General features: G+C 67.1%; 16 protein-coding genes. 6 read left to right on the forward strand and 10 right to left on the reverse strand.

All coding sequences use genetic code 11. The features are described 5' to 3' along the window. Positions 1-164 precede the first annotated feature (164 nt). From BO1_RS10425 to BO1_RS10435, 3 genes are all read left to right on the forward strand, one after another. Positions 165-680: a DUF6622 family protein gene (locus BO1_RS10425; RefSeq protein WP_028217510.1), complete on the forward strand. Its 516-nt coding sequence runs from the start codon at positions 165-167 to the stop codon at positions 678-680. Positions 681-836: 156 nt separating this feature from the next. Continuing rightward, positions 837-1,943 (forward strand): sensor histidine kinase, encoded by a 1,107-nt coding sequence (locus tag BO1_RS10430; protein ID WP_043284398.1) that lies wholly within the window; start codon positions 837-839, stop codon positions 1,941-1,943. Between the two features lie 81 nt (positions 1,944-2,024). Continuing rightward, a complete protein-coding gene (locus BO1_RS10435) occupies positions 2,025-2,900 on the forward strand; it encodes a LytR/AlgR family response regulator transcription factor (protein ID WP_028217512.1) in 876 nt (291 codons plus the stop codon). A gap of 58 nt (positions 2,901-2,958) precedes the next feature. On the opposite strand, the gene denD is transcribed toward BO1_RS10435, so the two are convergent. Then, positions 2,959-3,999, reverse strand: a complete 1,041-nt coding sequence (denD, locus tag BO1_RS50495) for a D-erythronate dehydrogenase (RefSeq protein ID WP_043284401.1) — start codon at positions 3,997-3,999, stop codon at positions 2,959-2,961. Positions 4,000-4,352: 353 nt separating this feature from the next. Beyond that, positions 4,353-5,402, reverse strand: coding sequence for a lactonase family protein (locus BO1_RS50500; protein ID WP_043284402.1), 1,050 nt, complete (start codon positions 5,400-5,402; stop codon positions 4,353-4,355). A gap of 282 nt (positions 5,403-5,684) precedes the next feature. Here BO1_RS50500 and BO1_RS10450 point away from each other — a divergent pair, with 282 nt between their 5' ends. Then, entirely contained in the window at positions 5,685-7,025 is a 1,341-nt protein-coding gene (locus BO1_RS10450) for an MFS transporter (RefSeq protein WP_028217513.1), read from the forward strand. 67 nt (positions 7,026-7,092) lie between these two features. On the opposite strand, the gene BO1_RS10455 is transcribed toward BO1_RS10450, so the two are convergent. From BO1_RS10455 to BO1_RS10470, 4 genes are read right to left on the reverse strand one after another with little or no spacing between them, the layout of a single operon-like run. After that, complete coding sequence (locus BO1_RS10455; RefSeq protein ID WP_084687871.1) at positions 7,093-7,881, reverse strand: energy transducer TonB; 789 nt, start codon at positions 7,879-7,881, stop codon at positions 7,093-7,095. Between the two features lie 7 nt (positions 7,882-7,888). After that, a complete protein-coding gene (locus BO1_RS10460; RefSeq protein WP_028217515.1) occupies positions 7,889-8,287 on the reverse strand; it encodes an ExbD/TolR family protein in 399 nt (132 codons plus the stop codon). Further along, complete coding sequence (locus tag BO1_RS10465; protein ID WP_028217516.1) at positions 8,284-8,889, reverse strand: MotA/TolQ/ExbB proton channel family protein; 606 nt, start codon at positions 8,887-8,889, stop codon at positions 8,284-8,286. The genes BO1_RS10460 and BO1_RS10465 overlap by 4 nt, the downstream gene beginning before the upstream one ends. A gap of 37 nt (positions 8,890-8,926) precedes the next feature. Then, positions 8,927-11,278 (reverse strand): TonB-dependent receptor, encoded by a 2,352-nt coding sequence (locus tag BO1_RS10470; protein ID WP_043284404.1) that lies wholly within the window; start codon positions 11,276-11,278, stop codon positions 8,927-8,929. Positions 11,279-11,639: 361 nt separating this feature from the next. Here BO1_RS10470 and BO1_RS10475 point away from each other — a divergent pair, with 361 nt between their 5' ends. Continuing rightward, positions 11,640-13,424, forward strand: a complete 1,785-nt coding sequence (locus BO1_RS10475; RefSeq protein ID WP_028217518.1) for a cytochrome c biogenesis protein DipZ — start codon at positions 11,640-11,642, stop codon at positions 13,422-13,424. Between the two features lie 61 nt (positions 13,425-13,485). Here BO1_RS10475 and BO1_RS10480 read toward each other — a convergent pair whose 3' ends face one another. From BO1_RS10480 to mdlC, 4 genes are all read right to left on the reverse strand, one after another. Further along, positions 13,486-14,898, reverse strand: coding sequence for an MFS transporter (locus BO1_RS10480; protein WP_028217519.1), 1,413 nt, complete (start codon positions 14,896-14,898; stop codon positions 13,486-13,488). A gap of 178 nt (positions 14,899-15,076) precedes the next feature. Beyond that, positions 15,077-16,009 carry a ketopantoate reductase family protein gene (locus tag BO1_RS10485; protein ID WP_028217520.1) on the reverse strand — a complete coding sequence of 311 codons (933 nt, stop codon included), beginning with the start codon at positions 16,007-16,009 and terminating at the stop codon, positions 15,077-15,079. Between the two features lie 24 nt (positions 16,010-16,033). After that, the gene (locus BO1_RS10490) at positions 16,034-17,488 is read right to left on the reverse strand and encodes an aldehyde dehydrogenase (protein ID WP_028217521.1); all 1,455 of its coding nucleotides are present in this window, start codon (positions 17,486-17,488) and stop codon (positions 16,034-16,036) included. A gap of 56 nt (positions 17,489-17,544) precedes the next feature. Beyond that, positions 17,545-19,218, reverse strand: coding sequence for a benzoylformate decarboxylase (mdlC, locus tag BO1_RS10495; RefSeq protein ID WP_084687867.1), 1,674 nt, complete (start codon positions 19,216-19,218; stop codon positions 17,545-17,547). Positions 19,219-19,322: 104 nt separating this feature from the next. Between mdlC and BO1_RS10500 the strand changes: the two genes are divergently transcribed. Continuing rightward, a complete protein-coding gene (locus tag BO1_RS10500; protein WP_028217523.1) occupies positions 19,323-20,231 on the forward strand; it encodes a LysR family transcriptional regulator in 909 nt (302 codons plus the stop codon). The last annotated feature ends 55 nt before the right edge of the window (positions 20,232-20,286 follow it).

Genomic DNA, 20,286 nt, shown 5'->3' on the forward strand with positions numbered 1-20,286 from the left:
GTGCGCAGCAATCGCACGCCGCCGCCTCTCGTCATTCAGGTCACACTGAACGCATTTCGCGACGCCGGCCGGCCTTTCGTCGCAATGCGCTCGCACGCGAGCGCCGGCGCTCCGACTATAGGCGACATCGATTCGCTCGCTGAGCCAATACGGAGGTCGCCGCCATGTACGCCAGCCTGTTGCAACACGCGCCCCATTGGGTTTGGGGCGCGCTCGCCGCCCTGACTTTTGCCGGGGTCCGCCAGTCGGTCCCGCGCCGCCGCTCGATCCGCAGTGCCACGTCCCTGCCGCTGCTGGTGACCGCGCTGTCGTTCTACGGCGTGGCGTCGGACTTCGCGCATCAGCCGCTCGCACTCGCCGCGTGGGCGCTCGGCGCCGCTGCGCTGTTCGCCCTGGCGACACTGCGCGGCGCGTGGCGAGGCGTGCGCTGGTCGCCGGCCCACGACAGCCTCATCGTGCCCGGCAGCTGGCTTCCGCTTGCGCTCTACCTCGGCCTCTTCGGTGTGAAATTCGCCGTGGGCGTCGCGCTCGCGTTGCATCCGTCCCTCATCGATGAAGCGCATTTCGCCTGCATGACGGGCTTCGTCTACGGCGCGTTCAGCGGCGTTTTTCTCGCCCGCAGCTTTGCGATGTTGCGTGTCGCGCGCGAGGTATTGATGCGTGGCGCCGCCCCGCTCTGACACTCGCTGCCAGAGCATCGCTCTGCCGCGCGCATGGCGAATTCGCGCATCGGCGCAAGCGCTACAATCCGCAGCATGCGGCAAGCGCTTGCCCGATGGCCCCGCCACAGCGCCTCCCCGCCTCGCGCCGAAACCGCACCGCTTCCGGAACCCGACATGCACCCGTACACCAAAGCGCTCGCCTGGCTGTGGCGCGAACTGCGGATCGCCATTCCGATCGGCGCGCTCAGTACGCTGCTGTTCAGCACGCTCGCCGAGAATTCGCTGGTGTCGAACCTGAAGTACTCCTTCAGCATCACGCTCTGCATCCAGGCGCTGATCGAGGGCGGACGCTACGGCCTCGCGGCCCTTGCGAGGCGGCGCGGCGATGGCGAGCACGCGCAGGCAAGCGCCCAGCGCGTCTGGCCGGGCTGGCCACTGATGGCGCCGTGGCTGGTGTTTTCCGTTTTCGTCGGCTATTTCGCGGGGCACGCGCTCGGCGATCGGCTCACGGGCGTGCATCGCGACGCGTTCGCGTTCTTTCGCAACACCAATGTGCTGCTGCCCGCCTTCGGACCCACCTTCGCGCTGTCCATCGGTTGCACCTGGTTCTTCTATACGCGCGGGCGCCTCGCGGCGATGGAAGCGCGCACGCAGACCGCGCTGCGCGCCGCGGCCGAGAATCAGCTCAGGCTGCTCGTCTCCCAGCTCGAGCCGCACATGCTCTTCAACACGCTCGCCAATCTGCGCGTGCTGATCGGCAGCGATCCGCCGCGCGCGCAAGCCATGCTCGATCACCTGAACGCCTTCCTGCGCGCGACGCTCGATGCCTCGCGCTCGGACTCGCACGCTCTTTCAGCCGAATTCGCCCGGATTCGCGACTACCTCGAGTTGATGCAGGTCCGCATGGGCGCGAGGCTGAACGCCACGCTCGATCTGCCCGAGGCCTTCGCCGCGTTGCCGGTGCCGCCGCTGTTGCTGCAGCCGCTGGTTGAAAATGCGCTCAAGCATGGCCTCGAGCCGAGCGTGGCGGGTGGTCAGATCGAAGTCTGCGCCCGGCGTGAAGGCGACGCGCTGGTCCTCAGCGTGCGCGATACGGGCGCGGGTCTCGCGGACAAACCCATCGATGGCCCGGGACCGGGTACGCACTTCGGCGTACGCCAGGTACGCGAGCGGCTCGCGGCGTTGTATGGCGACGCCGCGCAATTCGAGCTCACGTCGCCCACCGACGGACGCGGCGGCGCGCTCGCAACCGTGCGCCTGCCGATCGCACCTGCATGTTGATCGAAGTGCCAACGTGCTGACCGATGAGCACCGAGATAAACGCCGATGCATGACCCAACCACCGACACTGCGAAACAGCCCATGCACGCCACCGCCCTGATCGCCGAAGACGAACCGCTGCTGGCCGCCAGCCTCCAGGCCGAGCTGCTGCGGCTGTGGCCGCAACTGAGCATCGTTGCGATGGTGGGCGATGGCGCGTCCGCGGTGCAGCAGTGCCTGGCCCGGCGGCCCGATCTCGTGTTTCTCGACATCAGGATGCCGGGGATGAGCGGGCTGGATGCCGCTCAGGCCATTGCCGAGGACTGGCCCGACGCAAACGGCACGCCGCCGCTGCTGGTGTTCGTCACCGCATACGACGAGTACGCGGTGCGCGCGTTCGAGCGGTCCGCACTCGATTACGTGCTCAAACCCGTGCAGTCCGAGCGCCTCGCTCAGACCTGCAAGCGGCTGCAGGCGGCGCTGAGTGTGCGCGCACAGCCGGGCAGAAGTGACGCAACGCTGCGCGCCACGCACACGGCCGATCCGCAAGATCCGCAAGGCTCGCACGAACCTCCCGATGCGCTCGAGCCGCTCGTCTCGCAACTGCGCACGCTGCTGGGCATCGCGGGCTCCCATGCAGTGCCCGCCGCCGAACCCCTGCGGATGATTCAGGCGAGCACCGGCAACACCATCACGATGATTCCCGTCGACGATGTGCTGTATTTCGAAGCGGCGGACAAATACGTGCGCGTGGTCACGGCGCAGCGCGAACACCTGATCCGTCTGTCGCTGCGCGAGCTGCTGCTGCGGCTCGACCCACAGCGGTTTTGGCAAATCCATCGCGGCACGGTGGTGCGCGTGGACGCGATCGCCAGCGCATCGCGCGACGAGGCAGGCAAGCTCACGCTCGAGCTACGCGGCCATCAGGCGTTGCTCAGCGTGAGCCGCCTCTATGCGGAGCGCTTCAAGGGGATGTGAGCGCGGCAAGCAGATCGATGCGCACGCATCGATCTGCGACTCCGGGATGTTGCCCGGATCAGTGGCGCTTATGCGGTAGATGCAGGTGCGGCAAACGCAGATGCGGCACCTTCCGCGCGTGCAGCTCGTCTTCCAGGTACGCCTGCACGATGGCGTGATACGAGGCGTCGGCCGGGAAGTGGAGCGCTCGCGCACGCTTCGTGTTCCAGCTTGCCGGCCAGCTGCAGACGATCCGCTCCACGGTCGCGTCCGGCTCCCATTCGACGCGCGCGACGGCCGCCGGGCCGCCCACCTGGCTCAGCGTCTCCACCATCTCGTCGACGCTCGTCGAGATCCCCGGCAGATTGACGATACGCCGCTCGCCCAGCGCGGCCGCGTCGATCTCGCTGCCCGCCACGAGACACTGAATCGCCATGCGCGGCGAGATCAGCAGCACGGGGGTCGCGCCGCTCACGGGGCACACCGTGGTCTCGCCATTCAGCGGCTCGCGCATGATGGCGCTCGCAAACGACGAGGCCGCGCCGTTGGGCTTGCCGGGCCGTACGCTGACGGTGGGCAGGCGCAACGCGCGCCCATCGACGAAACCGCGCCGCGAGTAGTCGCACAGCAGCAGTTCCGCGATGGCCTTTTGCGTGCCATATGAAGACTCCGGATTGAGCGCGGTATCGTCCTGGACCTCTTCGGGCAGCTCGCCGCCATAGACGGCAACCGAGCTCGTGAACACCACGCGCGGCTTGTGTCCGCGCGCGCGGCACACGTCGAGCAACGTGCGCGTGGCGTCGACATTGATGCGCATGCCGAGTTCGAAATCGGCCTCGGCCTCGCTGCTGAGGATGGCCGCCAGATGAAAGATCACGGCCGTCTCGGCGTCGATCACACGTTCCAGCACCTCGCGCTGCGTGATGTCGCCGACCTCGACGCGCACCCGCGCGTCATCCGGTCCGGTTGCCTGTGTCATGTCGAGCAGCACGAGCTCGGTGATCGGCTCGGACCCCGCGCCCGCGCCTTGCGGCGCCATGCGCAATGCGCCGCGCGCGAGCAGCTCGCGCGCCAGACGCTGGCCCAGAAACCCCGCACCGCCGGTGATCAGCACTTTCATGTTCGAACGCTCCGTTCATGCATCATGGGACTGACAAAGGACATTCCCCGCGACGCGCGCCGCCGCTGCGAGACGTTCGACTCACGCGTGCGCGTTGTACGTCGTCGTCGGATTGGCGGCGAAGCGGGGCCTCGAAAAACTCCAGTCTAAAGCGTGGACCGCGAGTGAGCCAATGATAAACCCGGATCGCGCTCGCGCCACGCCTTACGCGCTTCAAACGATCACATCCACACTTCCTTACGAGCGCATTCGTGCTGACACCGGGGCCCAAAACATGCGCACTGGCCGATGAAAACCGCGTCAACCCGAGGGGTATTCACGAGCGCCGACGCAAAGCAGAAGCTGCGCACGATTCAGCCACGCACCACTTCCACCCAGTTCGCGCCTTTGCCGACCGGATACTGCCCGGTCTCGTGCAACGCACCGGTCTGGGCGTCGATACGATAGACGCTCATGACCGGCGACTGCTGTCCCACCGCGAACAGATAGCGCCCGGACGGGTCGATATTGAAGCCGCGCGGCTGCTTTTGCGTCTCATACGTGCCGATGCGCGCGAGCTTGCCCGTGTCCGCCTCCACGCGAAACGCCGCGAGCGTGCTGGACGTGCGCTCGGATGTGTAAAGGAAGCGCCCATCCGGCGTGAGATGCAGGTCGGCGCCCCAGGGCTTGTCGCCATGAAAATCGGGCGGCAGGATCGACACGGACTGGATGAGTTGCACGGCACCGCGCGCGCGGTCGAACGCAAGCGCGTGCAGCTTGCCATCGAGTTCGTCCAGCACGTAGACGAAGCGCTCATCCGCGGAGAACACGAAATGACGCGGGCCCGATCCAGCCGGCAAGGTCCACGCAGGTACCGGTGCCTGGGCGAGCTGCCCTGTCGACGCATCGAAATCGAGCCGCACTAGCTGATCCGCACCGAGCACCGCCGCGAACACGAAGCGATTGTCAGCCGACGCGCGGATTGCGTGCGCGTTCGGCCCCGTGCCGACGATCTGCTGCACGCCGCCGGCCACGCCATCGTCGCCAATGTGGTTCACCGCGAGCAAATTGCCGCCATACGAGGCACCCAGCAGATAGCGCCCCGCCGCATCGGTGGCGATATACGCCATGCTCCCGGCAAGCGGCGCCCGCCCGAGCGCGGTGAGGCGCCCGTCGAGCGGATCGATCGCGAAGCTCACCACGCAATACGGTTGCGAGCGCAACGCCGCGTAGAGCCGGCGCCGATCGGGCGAGAGCGCCATTGGCATGATCGACCCGCCTGCCGGCACCGTCTGGACCGCGACGAGCCGGCCTGCCGCTTCGTCCATGCGGTCCATGCGGAACACCGAGATGTCCTCGCTCTCCGAGTTCGACACGTACACATACGTCGCGCCCGCCATGCGCTGCTCATCGTTGTTACCCATGTTGTCCTTTTCGTCGTACGTGCCTCTACCGCCCGCCGGACGGCGCCGCCGCGACCGGCCACCCTGCAAAGTTGCCAGACAATTTGTCAAACAACCACATAACCACTGAAGTGCGGAAATTCCACGTTTGCCCGGAATTTGCGCGACAGCACACGCATTCCGATTGATTCAGCGCTGAGCGACATTGTAGGATGGCCCCTGACAAGCTGACAACACGTCTTACAACACTAGCCCACAGACACCCATTCGCTCACTTTCGCCCACCCACCAAGGTCCATCCCCATGCCGTTGAGCCGTACCGCAACCCCGGCCGATGTCGCGACGCGTACGAAGGTCCGTTACCTCATCCTCGCGCTGATCTTCATCATCACGACGCTCAACTACGCGGACCGCGCCACGCTCTCGGTCACCGGCTCCGCGATGCGCACGGAGTTCGGCCTCGACGCCATCCGCATGGGCTATATCTTCTCGGCGTTCAGCTGGGCCTACGTGCTCTCCCAGGTGCCCGCGGGCTGGATCCTCGACCGCTTCGGCGCGCGCCGCGTCTACGCCGCCAGCATCTTCTTCTGGTCGCTCTTCACGCTGTTGCAAAGCGCGATCGGCGTGCTGGGCAGCGCGGCCGCCGCGATTGCCGCCCTGTTCGTGCTGCGCTTCGCGATGGGCGTCGCGGAATCGCCTGCCTTCCCGGCCAACGCGAAAGTGGTCGCGAGCTGGTTCCCGACTCACGAGCGCGGCACCGCGTCGGCCATCTTCAATTCGGCGCAGTACTTCGCCGCCGTGGTCTTCACGCCGCTGATGGCCTGGGTCACGCACGCATACGGCTGGCATCACGTGTATCTGATGATGGGCGTCGGCGGCCTCGTGCTCGCGCTGGTCTGGCTCAGGGTCATGAAACATCCCGCAACCCATCCGCATGTGAACCGTCAGGAGCTGGAATACATCGAGCAAGGCGGCGGCCTCGTGTACGGCCATCAGCCGAAAGCACGCGAACGCGCGGCCGGCGACGGCTGGCAGCGCGTGCGCCAGTTGCTCACAAACCGCATGCTGATGGGCGTCTATCTCGCGCAGTTCTGCATCAACGTGCTCACCTACTTCTTCCTCACGTGGTTCCCGATCTATCTCGTGCAGGCGCGCGGCATGACGATCCTGCAGGCGGGCATGGTGGCCTCGCTGCCCGCGGTCTGCGGCTTTCTCGGCGGCGTGCTGGGACGCGTGATCTCCGACGCGCTGATTCGCGGCGGCCTTTCGCTCACCATGGCGCGCAAGGTGCCGATCGTGGGCGGCATGGCGCTTTCGGCCTGCATCGTCGGCTGCAACTACGTGCACAGCGACTGGATCGTGGTGGCGCTGATGTCGCTCGCGTTCTTCGGCAAGGGCGTGGGCGCGCTCGGCTGGGCCGTGGTCGCCGACACCGCGCCGAAAGAAGCCATCGGCCTCTCAGGCTCGATCTTCAACATGTTCGGCAACGCGGCGGGAATCGTCACGCCCATCGTGATCGGCTACCTCGTGGCGAAAACGGGCTCGTTCGACGGCGCGCTCGCGTTCGTGGGCGTCAATGCGGTGGTGACCGTGCTCAGCTATCTCGTGATCGTCAAGGAGATCAAGCGAGTCGAGCTGGTTTGAACCGCGCATCCGTGGCGCCGGTGCAGCGCCTCTGCACGAGCGCGCGCTGCCGGGCCCCTTGTGCGACTCAATCCACATTGAAATGAACGCGGACGTCCTGATGGCTTTCGACGGGGTGGCCGTTCTCCATGGCCGGGAAGAAGCGCCACTGCCGAAGCGTCGCGAGCAGGATCTGATTGAGCCGCGGGATTTGCGTGGGCTTCACGAGTTCGACGTCGAAAGTGCCGTCCGCATGGACGACGAAGCGCGCGACAGCCACCGCCTGATAGCCCTGCTCGCGCAGGTCGTCGGGCAATTCGGGCAGCGGTTGTGCCAGCAACCGCGCCTGCTGGCTGATGCCCGCGGACGAACTCGGCGCATGTTGGGGCTCACCCGGCGCCGCCGTGCCGCCGCTGGTGGGCGGCGTGTCCTGAGGCCCAGGCGCTGCTTTGGCCACGGGCGTTGACGGTGCGCTTGCGTCATGCTGCGCGGGCGTCGTGTCCCGCGTGGCCTCAAGCGAGGGACGTGGCGGCCGTATCGCACGCGGCACGTCGTGCACCGCACTGCTACGCGGCGTCTGCGATGGACGCGCAGGCACAGGCTTGTGATGAGACACAGCAGGGGCTTCGTCGCGCGGAACGCTCGGCCGCGCCGTCTCGCTCGCGCGCGGCGCGCCGGGCAATTCGATCACCTGAAGCTCGATCGGCGAGCGCGGCGCGGCGGCGGCGGGCTGTTCGCCGCCAATGAGCCAGCGGGCATTCGCCAGGAAGAGCCACCAGACAAAGGCGGCGAACATCGCGGCAACGATGAACCTCGGCGCATTGCCATGACCGCTGTCGTTGCCCGCTATGTTGCCGGATGTGTCGCCCCGTGACATCTGCACGCTACTCACGATGCACGGCCACCAGAAAATGCTCGGCTCCAGCCTTGCGCGCCTCGAGAATGGCCTTCACGACCACGCCATGCGCAGCGCCGTCGTCCGCGGCCACGATCACGTCGCCATCCTTGCGAAGCAGCTTCGCCACAGCGCGGTCCACCTCATCGAGCCGCACAGGCTGCTGATTCACGAAGATCTGGTTGGCGCGATTCACGGCCAGCGTGAGCGGCTTGTCGGCCTGCATCGGCTGGGCCTGGCCGCTGGGCAAGTCGATATGCACCGCGTCGAGCCTTTGCATCGCCAGGGTCGTGAGCATGAACGTGGCGAGCAGAAAGAACATCACGTCGATCATCGGAATGATCTCGATGCGGCCACGCCTCGACGTGCGCGCGCGACGCAGCTTCATGCCGGCGCTCCCGAACGTTCGCGCGCGAGCCGCACGGCCCCGAGCCGCGTGTTGGCGAAGGTCTCCAGCTCATCCATGAGCCGGTCCATGCGGCGCGAAAAGTAGTTGAACGCAAAGAGCGAGACCAGCGCGATCACGAGCCCGATTGCGGTGGCCACCAGCGCCTGCGCGACGCCTCCGGACACACCCGTGGGATTGACGAGGCCATCGCCGCCGATGAGCCGGAACGAATGCATCATGCCGACGATCGTGCCGAGCAACCCGAGCAGCGGTGCGGCCGTCACGATCGTTTCGAGCACCCATAGGCCGCGGCTCATGTCGCGCTGGATCTGCGAGGCGGCCGTGTCGACCTGGGTCTCGATGAACCAGATGGGCGCGCCGTGTGGTGCGCCGCCCTCGTCGAACAGCGCATCGATGCGCCGCAGCACATGGCCATCGGGCAGCGCTCGCGCCGCCTCGCCGCGTGGCGCGCTGGCGTAGCGCCACCACACCCAGGCACGATCGAATGTGACGGCCAGCGCGACGATCGCCAGCAGGCTTAGCGGGTAGACGACCCAGCCGCCGAGCTTCAACGCCTCGGCAACACTGTTCCAGTCGCTCATGATGGGACTCCTTTACCTATACGCGGGAAACAATCGATCAAAAGTGCTTGGTGAGGCCCGCGTAGATCGCGCGCTGCGGACCATACTGGGGCGCGCCCACGCCGATGCCGGAGCCGTCGCGCAACTCGTAGACGCGGCCGAACGCATTGACGAGCACGAGCCGGGCGTCGAACTTGCCGATCATCGGCTCGTTGAAACGCTGGATCACGCCCAGATTGACCTGCGCATACCATGGCAGGCGGTCGGTATTCGCGAAGCCGCTGCGCAGCCCGCTGCCGACGATCGCGTCGGCCGTGAGCGTGGTCGCGCCGAGCGTCCAGGCACCGCCGAACGACGCGGTGATGCGCTGGTCGTGATCGAGGTAGACCCAGTGGTTCGCGATATAGGCGAGCTCCTCGGCATCGAAATTGAACTGCGCCGATTCGATGTTCTTGCCCTGCGCCCGGCTGTACGCGACGTTCAGGTACGCGCTCACGTTGTCCTGGTGGTAGCTCGTCGTGAACTCCAGGCCATAGACGCGCCCGTACTGATAGTTGAACGGCGTGAAGATGAGCGCGGTGCCGAACTGCCCTTCGTCGAGCAGGTCGCTTGCGCGCTTGTAGTACGCGTCGAGCCCGACGGTCAAGGCAGGCGTCAGGCGCTGCGTGATGCCGATGTCGAAGTAATCGTCGCGCTCGGGCTTCACCGGATCGTTCTGCGAGGTCAGGCTTTGATTCGTCGTGCCATTGAACTTGCTGATCGTCGAATCCGAAACGAGCTCGAACGCCGGCGGCGTGAAATAGCGCGCATAGCCCGCATGCAGTGTGGTGGCATTGGTCGGCTGATACACGATGCCGATGCGCGGGCTCAGTTGCCCGGCCTGCACGTACTCGTCCATGCGGTCGTAGCGCACGCCGTAATTGAGCGTGAGCTTGGGCGCGAGCTTCCATTCGTCCTGCAGGTAGAGACTGTAGAGATAGCCCGTTTTGGTATTCGAATCCTGCACGGTGAACGGCTGGTCGGAGGTCTGGTTGCCATTCGCGTCGACGGGGAATACGGCCACGCTGTCGTCGAACACGGCGTGCTCCTGCTCGAACATGAGCCCGGCGCGCAGCGTGTGGTGATCGTTCAGACGATACGTGAAGTCGGCCTGCACGCCGTTTGCCTGGTTGCTGTGGAAGTCGTTGGACGCCACGCCGTTGAAGATCAGGTCGCCCACCGGGTCCGGATTGAACTGCGTGCGCGTATAGCGCGTGAAGAGCGCGACCTGGTAGTCGAGCGCCGCGCCGTTGGTGCCCTGCAGCGCCACGACCGCGAAATTGTTCAGCTCCGACTGCGTCTCGTTCAGATTTGCCGAGTTGAAGGTGGTCTGTCCATTGAGCGTGTAGACAGGGGCGAGCCCCGGCGTATTCGGAATCTCGAACTGGTTGCTCGCGGTGCCGAACATCACGCTCACGCGCGTGAGCGGATTGAGCAGATACGACATGTAGCCGAAGCCGTTGCCCTGGCGCGTGTGGTCGTGCAGCGGGCTGCCGTCCGCGGTGGGCGCCTCGATGCCCAGATTGTTCTCCCCGAGCGAGCCTGAGAAGTAATAGCTGAACGGGCCGCTCGAGCCGAACACATCGGCGCTCGTCTGAATGGTCTGGTGGCTGCCGCCGTACACGTCGATGGTGCCGCCGTCGCCGGTGTCGCCCGATTTCGTGCGGATATCGACGATGCCCGCCGTGCGATAGCCGTACTGCGCCGGCAACGCGCCTGTCACGAGATTCACCTGGTCGATGATGCGCGCGTCGAGCGACTGCCCGAAACCGCTGATCGGCTCCGGGATGATGATGCCGTTCAGGCGGTATTGCAGATCCGCGTGATCGCCTCGCACGTGCAACTGGCCGTACGAATCGTTGGCGACGCCGGGCGCCTGCAGCAGCACCTGATTGAGCGGCGTGTTCGCGCCTTGCGGCGAGTTGTCGATGTCGGTCTGCGTGATCCGGTAGACGCTCGCGCCCACTTCGGGCGAGAGGCCATTGCGGGCGCGGTCGAGGCGCTGCGCGTTGACGGTCACGTCGAGCGTGCCGTCTTTCTGGAGCACGACGGCGAGCGGTTCGGGGGCGGTCCCCGGCGCGACGGTCGCGACACGCGTGACGGCGCCGTATCCCTTTGCCTCCACCGTGACCGCATAGGTGCCGGGCGCGAGGTGGTCGAGACGAAAGTGCCCGCTTGCATCGGCCGTGGTTTGGGCAACGGCGTGGCCGCTGGCGTCCTGAAGCGAAATCTGGGCATGGGCCGGCGCGTGGCCTTGCGCGTCGGCCACCGTGCCGGAAAGCGCGGCTTCGCCGCTGGCGGCGAATGCGGGGCTGCAAAGTGTACAGGCGAACAAAAGCCTACCGGCCTGCGTGATCAGCGAGCGGTTCATTGTCTTGTTGTGGTTCAGGAGTGGAAGTGCCTCTTGTGATGCGAGGACGTGCCGGATTCAGGCATCGCGCATTTTTTGAGATGTTATAACATAACATTCAATTGAGGCAATCCCTGTCCATCGGCGCGATTCACAATGTGAAGATCTCAGCGATGCGGCCGTGATCCGTTCAACCTTCCGGAATAAGTGGCCGGCACATGCGTTAGCCCGATCGAGTACGGCTGCGCGCCTATGCGGCCCAAGCGATGGTTTGCGAAGCATGGGACCGCACTAAGCGCTAAAGCGCCAAGTGCGGTCGACCGCGAAGCATGGGGCCGGAGTAAGCGCTGAAGCACTCACTCCGGCCGACAGGAGAACGTTCATGATCTTGTTTTTGATTGCCTGGCTAGGCGGCGTCCTGACGATCGCCAGCCCCTGCATCCTGCCCGTCCTGCCTTTCGTGTTCGCACGCGCGGGCCAGCCGTTTCTGCGCAACGGCCTGCCGATGCTCGTCGGCATGGCCGCCGCGTTCAGCGCAGTCGGTGCGCTCGCCGCCGTGGGTGGCGGCTGGGCCGTCGCGGCCAATCAGTACGCGCGCTACGCCGCCCTTGCGCTGCTCGCGGTATTCGGCCTCGCCCTGCTGCTGCCCACGCTCGCCGAGCGGCTCACACGCCCGCTCGTCACGCTCGGCGAGCGGCTGTCGGCCTCCGCGGATGCGGCCCAGCACGGACACGCGAGCGTCGCGCCCTCGCTGCTGCTCGGCGTGGCAACCGGCCTGCTGTGGGCGCCGTGCGCAGGCCCCATTCTCGGCGTGATTCTCACCGGCGCCGCCCTGCAGGGTGCGAGCGCCCGCACTTCACTGCTGCTTTTCGCCTATGCGCTTGGCGCGGCATGCTCGCTCGCGCTGGCACTCGCCGTGGGCGGCAAGGTGTTCGCCGCGATGAAGCGCAGCCTCGGCGTGGGCGAATGGATCCGGCGCGCGCTGGGCGTGGCGGTGCTCGCCGGCGTGGCCGCGATTGCACTGCATGTGGATACCGGCTTGCTGACGCGCGTCTCGCTCGCCGGCACCAATCAACTCGAACAGCGCGTGCTCGACCGCCTCGCGCCGGCACGCTCACAGGCGCTCGCACAGGCTGGCGTGCAACCGCCCACAGCGCCGCTCGCCATCAAGGCCTCCACGGCACCCGCGCCGGCTGAGGCCTTGCCGGTCGAAGGCACGCTTCCCCCACTCGACGGCGCGGTTCAATGGCTCAACTCGCCGCCGCTCACGGCCGCCTCGCTCAAGGGCAAGGTCGTGCTCGTCGACTTCTGGACCTACTCGTGCATCAACTGCCTGCGCGCGCTGCCCTACGTGAAGGCATGGGCCGACAAATACCGCGCCGCCGGGCTCGTCGTGATCGGCGTGCATGCGCCCGAGTTCGCTTTCGAAAAGGACATCGGCAACGTGCGCCGCGCGGTGGCCGATCTCAAGATCGATTATCCCGTCGCCATCGACAACGACTATGCAATCTGGCGCGCCTTCAACAACGAATACTGGCCCGCGCACTATTTCATCGACGCGCAGGGCAATATCCGCCACCATCACTTCGGCGAAGGCAACTATCAGGAATCCGAACAGGTTATCCGTGATCTGCTCACGCAGGCAGGCGCGCGCAATCTGCCGGGCGGCTTCGTCACCGACACGGCCACGGGCGCCCAGGCCGCGCCCGACATGAACGCGATGGAGTCGCCCGAGACATATCTGGGCTATGAGAAGGCCCATGGCTTCGCCTCGCCTGGCGAGCCGGTCGCCGACGCCCCGCACCGCTACACCGCAGGCCCGCTGGATTTGAATCAATGGGCGCTCACGGGCACGTGGACGCTAGGCGCCGAGCACACGGACCTCGACCATGCGGGCGGCGGCATCGTCTATCGCTTTCATGCGCGCGATCTGCATCTCGTGCTCGGCCCCGCCGCCGACGGCCATCCCGTGCGCTTTCGCGTGACGGTCGATGGCGCCGCGCCGGGCGCGAACCACGGCGCCGATGTTGACGCGAACGGTGATGGCGTCGTGACGGAGCAGCGCCTCTATCAGCTGGTGCGCCAGCATGGCGAGATTGCCGATCGCACCTTCGAAATCCGCTTTCTCGATCCCGGCGTGCGGGCTTATTCGTTCACGTTCGGCTAGAGGCCGTGGCGGCGGCGCGCCACGCTGCCCGGTTGCCCTCGTCTGCTGAGGCGGGGCGTAGTCAGCCGGCCTTGGCGGTTTGCGTCTTCGGAATATGACGGCGCACCACGGCAAGCACGAACAGCACGCCCGCCATGGCGGCGCCGAGCATCAGCAGATAGGCCGATGCGCCGCCCGTGGTAATGACCGCCGCGCCGGCGAACGCGCTGAGAATCGCCCCGAAGCGTCCGAACGCAATCGCCGACGCCGTACCGGTCGCGCGCATGCTGGTGGGATACACGAAGGCGCACAATGCGTACATCGTCGATTGCACCGCGTTCACGAACAACCCGTGCAAGCCGAGCCCGAAGATCAGCAGCCCCGTGTGCTGCTGGGCGTTCACGCCGAGCAGCAGCCAGGCGCTTGCCGCACCGCCCGCGCAGCAAAGCAGCAACGGCCAGCGCGAGCCGTAGCGCGTGATGGCGAGCGCACAGGCAAGCGCGCCAATCACGCCGCCCAGGTTATAGGCGCTGAGTGCGTAGCCCGCGAGCGACACTGACAGCCCTTCGCCAGTGAGCATCGAGGGCAGCCAGCTGAACGCGCTGTACACCGCGAGCAGGCACATGAAGAATGCGGCCCAGATTGCGGCGCTATCGCGCGCACGGCCGTCGCGAAAGAGCGCCGTAAAGCCGGCGTGCTTTTCCGCTTTCTGTTCGCGCACATCGGTGAACGTGGCGTCAGACGGGACTTCACGCGCCATGCGGCCGAGCAGGCGGGCCAGTTCGGGCCAGCGGAGGGCGCGGCGCGCAAGAAAGCGCGGCGATTCGGGCAACGCGGCGAGCAGTGCGACCACCAGCACGAACGGAAACACTCCGCCCGCGACGAACAGGCCGCGCCAGCCATAGACCGGTAACACCTCCCCCGCGAACAGTCCTGCGAGCATGCCGCCGAGCGGCACGCAGACGATTGTGGCCGTGACCGCAAATGTGCGGTAGCGCGCGGGCGTGAACTCCGCAGTCATCGTCGTCGCGCTGGGTAGCGCGCCGCCGATGCCGAGCCCTGCCACGAAGCGCAATATGGCAAGTGCCTCGACGTTCGGTGCGAGGCTGATCGCGCAGGTGGCCACGCCGAACACGAGCACGCTGCCGATCACGGCCCAGCGTCGTCCGAAGCGGTCGGCGAACAGCCCGGCAAGCGCACTGCCGATGCCCATGCCGACGAGGCCCGCCGCCACCACCGGTGCGAACGCATTGCGCGTGACGCCCCATTCCTTCATGAGCGTCGGGATCGCAAAGCCGATGAGCTGGCCGTCGAAGCCGTCGACGACGATCGCCAGCGCCGTGAGCAAGACGGCAAACCTCTGCAGCAGCGTAAAGGGGCCATCGTCGAGCGCCTGGCCAATGTCGACGGTGCGGCCGTCGTGCGCGATGCCGGCGAGCGCCGCATGCTCGCGCGCGAGTGCGCCAGCCACGGGCTCCGGGGATGCGTAGTTCATCTAAGTGTCTCCATGCTTGCTATGCGCCTGTGAGCGCTTTCTGTTGCTTTGTGAATCGGGTCAATATGGCCGCCCGCGCGCGCCGGGCATTGCCTCGTTGCGCTCAAGTCGTGAGCTTCGGGCATGAGTCAGCCACGCGCGCGCCATACGTCCCCGTCGCGCGGGTCGATACGTGAGTTCACTGTGAACTGCGCACCTCCACGAGCCGCACGAGCTGCAGCAAGGTCTCCGTGCACGGCACCGCCACAGGCACCGTCCGCGCCGCCGCGACGACCGCGCCGTTGATCGCCTCGATCTCGGTCTTGCGGCCCGCCAGCACGTCCTGCAACATCGAGGGCCGATGCGCGCGATGGTGCGCGAGCGCGTGCAATACGGTCTCCCTGATATGCGCTTCGTCCACGGCCACGCCGTGTGCGCGCGCCACGGCGGCCACCTCCGCCACGATCTTCAGCGCAAGCGTTTCGCCGTCCGGCAGGTTCGAAAGCTCGCCCACCGTGCACTGCGTCACGGCGCAAAGGCTGTTGAGCGCCGCGTTGAAGGCCACCTTCTCCCAGATCGCGCTCCATACATCGGGGTCGGCGGTGCAGTGCAGGCCCGCTGCGTTCAGGGCGTTCACGGTGCGCGCGAGGCTCGCGCGCGCCGCGCCTGTCTCGCTATCCGCGCTCATCAAGCGGATCGCTCCCGCGCCGTGCGAATCGACGCGCCCCGGTCCCGGCTTGTCGGCGGGCCAGGTCGTCATACCCACCATAATGCGTGCTCGCGGCACGCTGCGTTCGAGGCGCTCGACATTGCCAAGGCCGTTCTGCAGCGAGAGCACCGCCGTTTGCGGGCCGAGCAGCGCACGCGCCGCGGCGAGCGCCGCCTCCGTATGCATCGTCTTGGTGAAGACGATCAGCAGTTCCGGCGCGTGCTCCGCCTGCTCGGGGCGGCATGTGCGCAGATTCTTGACGACACGCTCGCCCGCATCGGTGACCAGACGCAGGCCGTCGCGGCGGATCGCCTCGAGGTGTGCGTCGTCGATATCGACGAGCGTCACGTCGTGCCCCGCCTCAGCCAGCAGTCCGCCGAAGAGCGAGCCCATTGCCCCCGCGCCCAGAATCGAGATTTCCATCGCCTCACTCATTTCGCATCTTGATCAGAAAGGATAATCGCGCGGCTCGGTCTGCAGCGTGACCCAGCGCAAGTCGGTGAATTCCGAGATCCCCGCCTTGCCGCCGAAATGGCCAAAGCCGCTTGCCTTCACGCCGCCGAACGGCATTTGCGCTTCGTCGTGCACGGTCGGCCCATTGATGTGGCAGATGCCCGACTCGATGCGTTTCGCCACATTTAGCGCACGCGCCGTGTCACGGCTGAACACCGCCGAGGCGAGTCCATACTCGTTGTCGTTCGCGCAGGCGATGGCGGCCTCTTCGCCCCGCACGCGCACGATGCCTTTCACGGGCCCGAACGATTCCTCGTGGTAGATGCGCATCTCGGGCGTCACGCGGTCGAGCAGCGTGGCCGGCATGAGCGTGCTCGTGGCCTTGCCGCCGCACACGAGCGTCGCGCCACGTGCGAGCGCATCGTCGATCAGCGCGTTGCAGCGCTCGACGGTGCGCATGTCGACCACCGAGCCGAGCACGACCGCCCCGCCCTCGCGCGGATCGCCGAGCGGCAAGGCGCGGGCACGCGCGCCCAATTTGTCGACAAATGCGTCGGCGATGCTCTCGTCGACGATGATCCGCTCCGTGGACATGCAGATCTGCCCGGAATTCGCGAACGCGCCGAAGACCGCCGCGTCCACGGCGGCGTCGAGGTCGGCGTCGTCGAGCACCACGAGCGGCGCCTTGCCGCCGAGTTCGAGCACGGCCGGCTTCAGATACCGCGCGCAGGTCTCGGCGATGATGCGCCCCACGCGCGTCGAGCCCGTGAAGTTCACGCGGCGCACGCGCGGATGCGCGATCATCGCGTCGACGATCTGCGCGGCATCCTCGGGCGCATTCGTCACGAAATTCACGGTGCCGCGCGGCAAGCCCGCCTCCTGCATCGCCTCGATGATGAGCCCGTGCGTGGCCGGGCAGATCTCCGAGCCCTTGAGCACGACCGTGTTGCCGCACGCGAGCGGCAGCGCAATGGCGCGCACCGCGAGAATCACCGGCGCATTCCACGGCGCCATGCCCAGCACGACGCCCGCGGGCTGACGCACGCCCATCGCGAGGCTACCCGGCACGTCGGAGGGAATCAGCTCGCCCGCGATCTGCGTGGTGAGCGCGGCCGCTTCGATCAGCCCCGCCGCAGCGAGGTGCACGTTGAAGCCGGCCCACAGCGCCGACGCGCCGGTCTCGGCGGCCATCGCGGCCGCGAAGGCATCGGCTTTGGCCTCGAGCGCATGCGCGGCCTTCGTGAGCAGCGCGCGGCGCTCGCCGGGCCCGAGCGCCGACCAGGCGGCAAACGCGGCGGCAGCGGCATCGACGGCCGCGAGGGCGTCGGCGACGGTTCCGGCGGGCGCGCGCGACGCCACCTGGCCATCGAGCGGATTGCGGCGCTCGAAGGTGGCGCCGTTGCGTGAGGACATCGGTTCGCCGTCGATCAGCATCGACACGGTCTTCATGGTCTGTCTCCTTTCTTGAACGGCTTGATGACAATCGTGAGGCACGCCTGCCGGCCTCAGGCGACGACGATCTCGACGAGCGCGGGGCCGCTCGCGCCAAGCGCCGCGCGCAGCGCGCCGGCGAGTTGCGCCGCCTCGCTCACGCGCACGCCGGTGCAGCCCATGCCCGCCGCGAGCGTCACGAAATCGAGGCCCGGCAGATCGGTGCCCTGCACGGGATCCTCCTTCGCGAAGCCGAACACGGGCGCGAAGTCCTGCAACGCGGCATAGCGCGTGTTATTCAGGATCACGAACGTAATCGGCAGATTCATCTGCACGGCGCTCCAGATGGCCTGGATCGAATACATGCTGGAACCGTCGCCGATCAGGGCGGTCACGCGCTCGCCCGGCCGCGCGAGCGCCACGCCCACCGCCGCGGGCATGCCGTAACCGAGACCGCCGCTGTCCATCGTGAGGAACGTGCCTGCGCGGGCCATCGGCAGATAAGCCTGCATGACCGGGCGCGCACTGGGCGCCTCCTCCACGACGATGCCGTGCGGATCGCGCACCTCCGCAAGCGTCTGCAACACGAATGCGACCGACATGCGCTCGCCCACGGCTTCGGGCGGCAAGGCGCGCGGTGGCAGCGCACGCGGCGCTGGCAGTTCGCGTTCGCATGGCGTGGGGCGCGCGAGCAGGTCCTGCACGCCGAGCCGCACATTGCCGACCGCGATCAGGCCTTCCGGTGTCCATGCGGCCACGCCGGGGTCGTCGATGAGCTGGCACCGCTCGGCGCCCGGCGGGACGTGCGGGCCATGCCCCTCGACGTGATACGTGAATGCGGGCGCGCCAATCACGAAGATCGCATCGTGGCCGTCGAGCAATTCGACGATGCGCTCGCGCATGGCCGGCAGGAAGCCCGCGAACAGGCGGTGGGTCTCGGGAAAGCTGCAGCGGCCCGTCATGGGCGCAACGAACACGTGCGCGCGATGGCGCTCGGCAAGCTGCACGACGTCCTCGGCCGCGCCCGCGCGGTCCACGGCGCCGCCCACCACGAACGCGGGCCGCTTGCACGCGTCGAGCAGCGCGCCGATACGCGCCATCATCGCGGGCTCAGGGCGCGTGGTGTGCGCAAGCGCGCGCGGCGGCACGGGGTCGGCCGGCTGATCCCAGTCGTCGACGGGAATCGACACGAACACAGGACCGCGCGGTTCCTGCATCGCGATGGCATAGGCCCGCGCAATGGCGAGCGGCACGTCCTGCGCGCGTGCGGGCTCGATGCTCCATTTCACATAGGGCTTGGGCAGCTCGGTCGCCTGGGTGGCGGCCAGGAACGGATCGAAGGGCAGGATCGAGCGGGCCTGCTGGCCCGCCGTGACGACGAGCGGCGTGCGGTTGCGAAACGCCGTGAAAATATTGCCCATGGCATTGCCGACGCCGGCGGCCGAGTGCAGGTTCACGAGCGCGGCATTGCCGGTGGCCTGGGCGTAGCCATCCGCCATCCCGACGACCACGGCCTCCTGCAACCCAAGCACGTAACGGAAATCTGCGGGAAAGTCGCGGAACATCGGCAACTCGGTCGAGCCGGGGTTCGCGAAGATCGACGTCATGCCCACCCGGCGCGCGAAGTCGATCACTGCGTCGCGCACGGTCCACGCCGCCGTGGCCCCGGCCGTGGCTGCGTTGCGGGTCTCGCCGGGGCACTGCGCCCCCTGCTGCGCTGAATGCTGTTGCGGCGCGCTGACTGCCATGCGATGTCTCCTGTGATATGGGCGAGTTGGATTGACGACCCATTATCGATGCGCTCAGGGTAACCATAAATTGCCGAATTCGGGAAAAGGCATTACGTTCAGGCATGACTTTTAACCTCCAGCAACTCCATGCTTTCGCCACCATCGTCGCCTGCGGCAGCCTCGGCCGGGCCGCCGATACCCTGCACATCACGCAACCGGCCCTGAGCCGCGCGATCCGCCGGCTCGAGGAACAGGTGGGCGCGCCGCTCTTCGAGCGACATTCGCGCGGCATGCATCTGACCGCCGTGGGCGAAGCGCTGCTGCCGCACGCGATACTCCTGCAGCGCGAAGCCGAGCAGGCGCGCGAGGAGGTGGACGCCATGCGCGGCCTCGCGCGCGGCACGATTCGCGTGGGCGCGGTGGGCAGCATCGCGAGCCTCGTGCTGCCGCTCGCGGTGAGCGGCGTGCTCGCGAAATGGCCGAACCTGCGCGTGGAGATCATCGAAGGCGTGTGGGACCGGCTCGCCGACGCACTCGTCAAACGCGAGATCGATCTCGCGCTGAGCATGGCGGTGCCGGACACGGACGAGATTACGGCCATTACCGATTGCCGCTGGGAAGACGCGAGCTATGTGGTGGCCGCGCTCGACCATCCGCTGCGCAGCAAGCCGGGCCTCACGCTCGCGGACACGCTCCACGAGCAATGGGCGATCCCGCCGCGCGGCACGGGGCCGTTCGAGCACATGCAGCAGGCGTTCGCCGCGCAGGGGCTCGGTTTGCCCAATGTCGTCGTCGAGACGCGCTCGATCACGGTGCTCAAGAGTCTCGTCGCGCGCTCGGGCTTTCTGAGCTGGATGGCCTCGACGATGTATGTCACCGAAAGCAAGGCAGGGGTATTCGATACGCTCGACATGCCGGGCGTGGTGGGACGGCGCACGCTGACCGCGTTCCGGCGCCGCCAGGGGATCCTGCCTAGCCCGGCGGTCAAGCTGCTCGAACAATTGCGTTTGCTGACGGCCCAGGAGATGTAGCGCCGCGCGCGTACCCGGGGGGCCTGCCATTGCGTCAAGGCGTGCCCCATCGACT

The organism is Paraburkholderia oxyphila NBRC 105797, from assembly GCF_000685075.1.
GTDB lineage: Bacteria > Pseudomonadota > Gammaproteobacteria > Burkholderiales > Burkholderiaceae > Paraburkholderia > Paraburkholderia oxyphila.

What these genes read in the sequence shown, in the direction of transcription:
- BO1_RS10425 (WP_028217510.1), top strand. Translation starts at nt 165, where the DNA reads ATGTACGCCAGCCTGTTGCAACACGCGCCCCATTGGGTTTGGGGCGCG.
- BO1_RS10430 (WP_043284398.1), top strand. Translation starts at nt 837, where the DNA reads ATGCACCCGTACACCAAAGCGCTCGCCTGGCTGTGGCGCGAACTGCGG.
- BO1_RS10435 (WP_028217512.1), top strand. Translation starts at nt 2,025, where the DNA reads ATGCACGCCACCGCCCTGATCGCCGAAGACGAACCGCTGCTGGCCGCC.
- denD (WP_043284401.1), bottom strand. Translation starts at nt 3,999, where the DNA reads ATGAAAGTGCTGATCACCGGCGGTGCGGGGTTTCTGGGCCAGCGTCTG.
- BO1_RS50500 (WP_043284402.1), bottom strand. Translation starts at nt 5,402, where the DNA reads ATGGGTAACAACGATGAGCAGCGCATGGCGGGCGCGACGTATGTGTAC.
- BO1_RS10450 (WP_028217513.1), top strand. Translation starts at nt 5,685, where the DNA reads ATGCCGTTGAGCCGTACCGCAACCCCGGCCGATGTCGCGACGCGTACG.
- BO1_RS10455 (WP_084687871.1), bottom strand. Translation starts at nt 7,881, where the DNA reads ATGTCACGGGGCGACACATCCGGCAACATAGCGGGCAACGACAGCGGT.
- BO1_RS10460 (WP_028217515.1), bottom strand. Translation starts at nt 8,287, where the DNA reads ATGAAGCTGCGTCGCGCGCGCACGTCGAGGCGTGGCCGCATCGAGATC.
- BO1_RS10465 (WP_028217516.1), bottom strand. Translation starts at nt 8,889, where the DNA reads ATGAGCGACTGGAACAGTGTTGCCGAGGCGTTGAAGCTCGGCGGCTGG.
- BO1_RS10470 (WP_043284404.1), bottom strand. Translation starts at nt 11,278, where the DNA reads ATGAACCGCTCGCTGATCACGCAGGCCGGTAGGCTTTTGTTCGCCTGT.
- BO1_RS10475 (WP_028217518.1), top strand. Translation starts at nt 11,640, where the DNA reads ATGATCTTGTTTTTGATTGCCTGGCTAGGCGGCGTCCTGACGATCGCC.
- BO1_RS10480 (WP_028217519.1), bottom strand. Translation starts at nt 14,898, where the DNA reads ATGAACTACGCATCCCCGGAGCCCGTGGCTGGCGCACTCGCGCGCGAG.
- BO1_RS10485 (WP_028217520.1), bottom strand. Translation starts at nt 16,009, where the DNA reads ATGGAAATCTCGATTCTGGGCGCGGGGGCAATGGGCTCGCTCTTCGGC.
- BO1_RS10490 (WP_028217521.1), bottom strand. Translation starts at nt 17,488, where the DNA reads ATGAAGACCGTGTCGATGCTGATCGACGGCGAACCGATGTCCTCACGC.
- mdlC (WP_084687867.1), bottom strand. Translation starts at nt 19,218, where the DNA reads ATGGCAGTCAGCGCGCCGCAACAGCATTCAGCGCAGCAGGGGGCGCAG.
- BO1_RS10500 (WP_028217523.1), top strand. Translation starts at nt 19,323, where the DNA reads ATGACTTTTAACCTCCAGCAACTCCATGCTTTCGCCACCATCGTCGCC.